Source organism: Romboutsia sp., assembly GCF_035470145.1.
In the GTDB taxonomy this organism is placed as follows: Bacteria; Bacillota; Clostridia; order Peptostreptococcales; family Peptostreptococcaceae; genus Romboutsia_D.
This window is the reverse complement of sequence record NZ_DATIRC010000438.1, coordinates 1-2216: the sequence shown is the minus strand read 5'-3', so window position 1 is coordinate 2216 and position 2216 is coordinate 1. Positions and strand designations below refer to the sequence as shown.

Below are 2216 nucleotides of genomic sequence, written 5' to 3'. Positions count from 1 at the left end.
AGTATTAATAGTTAAAGGTATAATATCTCCATTAGGAGAAATAAGTTCAACGAATATGATACAAGATGTATTTGCAGAAGGTGTTAGACAAGGATATCAAACAATGGATGCATTAGGTGCAGTAGCATTATCAGCTGTTGTAATAACATCATTAGTAAATAAAGGTTATACTGACCAAAAACAAAAAGTAAAATTAACTATGAAAGCAGGAGTTGTTGCAGCTATAGGATTGTTCTTAGTATATGGAGGACTAACATACCTTGGTGCAACAGTATCTCAAATATATGGACAAGATGTAGTAAGAACATCATTAATAGTAGAAATGACAGCATCACTTCTTGGGCAGCCAGGAAAGGTTATATTAGCAGCTATAGTAGGACTAGCTTGTTTAACAACAGCAATAGGTCTTACATCAGCAACAGGACAATTCTTTGCAAAGCTTACAAATGGAAAATTAAAATATGAAATTATAGTTACAGTAGTTTGTATATTTAGTGCAATAGTATCAAACTTTGGAGTAAGTACAATAATAAAATTCTCAGCTCCAATATTAACTATTATATACCCAGCAACAGTTGTATTAGTACTAATGACATTATTTAGTGCTAAAATCAAAAATGATAATGCTTTTAAAGGTGCAACTTACATGGCTTTATTAATAAGCGTATTAACAGTAGTAAATGATTTAGGAATGTCTGTATCATTTGTTAATAAGTTACCATTTGCTTCATTAGGATTTAACTGGATAGTACCAGTTTTAATAGCAGGAATTGTAGGTAACTTCATACCTTCAGCTAGTAAAGAAGGAAGTGTTGAGATTAATAAAGTTGGTTAATGTATAAATAAGAAGTCGTTGATATTAATTTATCAACGATTTTTTTATTTGTAAAGATTCTATAATTAATTATTATAATGTATACTAAACTATAGTGAAATTTAATGAATTAAACATAGATGATTAAATATAGTAAAAACTAATCATTATATCAAAATACATAAGATTAAGGAGAAAAACATGAAAGGCAAAAGTGTAAAAGAAATCAAAGAAATAATAGATAATTTAAGTAGTGATAAATATTTAGAATATATAGATATACTAAGAAGTGATGAAAGAAAATCAGTTCAAAATATAGCTGTAAAAATGGCAAAAAAGTTAGATTCTATTAGAAGAGAAAATGAAAGGTTAGAAAGTATAAATATATTTGAAAATGAAGGATACCACAAAGGATATTTATATATTGGTGGTATAGATGAAGCCGGACGTGGTCCCCTTGCAGGTCCAGTTGTAGCTGCAGTAGTAGTATTTAAACCTAATACTAAAATAGAAGGAATAAATGATTCAAAAAAGCTAAGTGAAGCAAAGAGAGATGAATTATTTGATATAATAAAAGAACAAGCTTTAGATTATGGGATAGGAATAGTTAATAATGAAGAAATAGATGAATTTAATATATTAAATGCAACTTATATGGCTATGAAAAAGGCAATAAATTGCTTAGAAAAGACACCAGACTACTTATTAGTAGATGCCACTACAATACCAGGGGTTAATGTAGCACAAAACCCTATAATAAAAGGTGATTCAAAATCTATCTCAATAGCAGCAGCAAGTATATTAGCTAAGGTTACAAGAGATAGTATAATGTACCAATATGACGAGATGTACCCTGGATATGGATTTAAATCACATAAAGGATATGGAACTAAAGAACACTATGAAGCTATTGAAAAACAAGGAATAACTCCTATTCATAGAAAGAGCTTCTTAAAAAATGTGCTATAATTAAATAGTATGTATAAGAAAGTATAAAATTTAGTTAAAAGTTGAAAAAACTCTAAATGGATTAACTCATAAGATTAAAAATAAGTATAAAAATTCTAAAATGGGGGATTAAAATGGATTTTAAAGAATTGGAAAAAATAGCAAGAGAAAACTTAAATGGAAGTTGTAAAGTTTGTAAAGTGTGTAATTCTATAGACATATCAGGATTAGATACATTGTGGATTACCCTCATATTTATTTTTACTTTGTTTAAACTTTTACTATTTTCAATAAATGAAGATCCACTACCTTTTCCACCCATTCCTGGTACTTCTCCTGCACAGGCTACACCATTACACACTTTACAAACTTTACAACTTCCATTTAAGTTTTCTCTTGCTATTTTTTCCAATTCTTTAAAATCCATTTTAATCCCCCATTTTAGAATTTTTAT

Annotated in this window: 2 protein-coding genes and 1 pseudogene; 2 read left to right on the top strand and 1 reads right to left on the bottom strand. The window is 28.3% G+C overall.

The window, feature by feature from the left end:
- Together VLM92_RS17040 and VLM92_RS17035 are read left to right on the top strand one after the other, a co-directional pair.
- A partial coding sequence (locus VLM92_RS17040; RefSeq protein WP_325277514.1) for a branched-chain amino acid transport system II carrier protein occupies positions 1–835 on the top strand: 835 nt, incomplete at its 5' end.
- A gap of 180 nt (positions 836–1015) precedes the next feature.
- On the top strand, positions 1016–1783 hold the full coding sequence (locus VLM92_RS17035; RefSeq protein WP_325277513.1) for a ribonuclease HII: 768 nt from the start codon (positions 1016–1018) through the stop codon (positions 1781–1783).
- 184 nt (positions 1784–1967) lie between these two features.
- Here VLM92_RS17035 and VLM92_RS17355 read toward each other — a convergent pair.
- A pseudogene (locus VLM92_RS17355) lies at positions 1968–2189 on the bottom strand (alpha-hydroxy-acid oxidizing protein); the annotation flags it as partial.
- Positions 2190–2216: the final 27 nt, after the last annotated feature.

Excerpts from the sequence above, each read along its gene's own strand:
- VLM92_RS17035 (WP_325277513.1), top strand. The coding sequence starts at position 1,016 with ATGAAAGGCAAAAGTGTAAAAGAAATCAAAGAAATAATAGATAATTTA.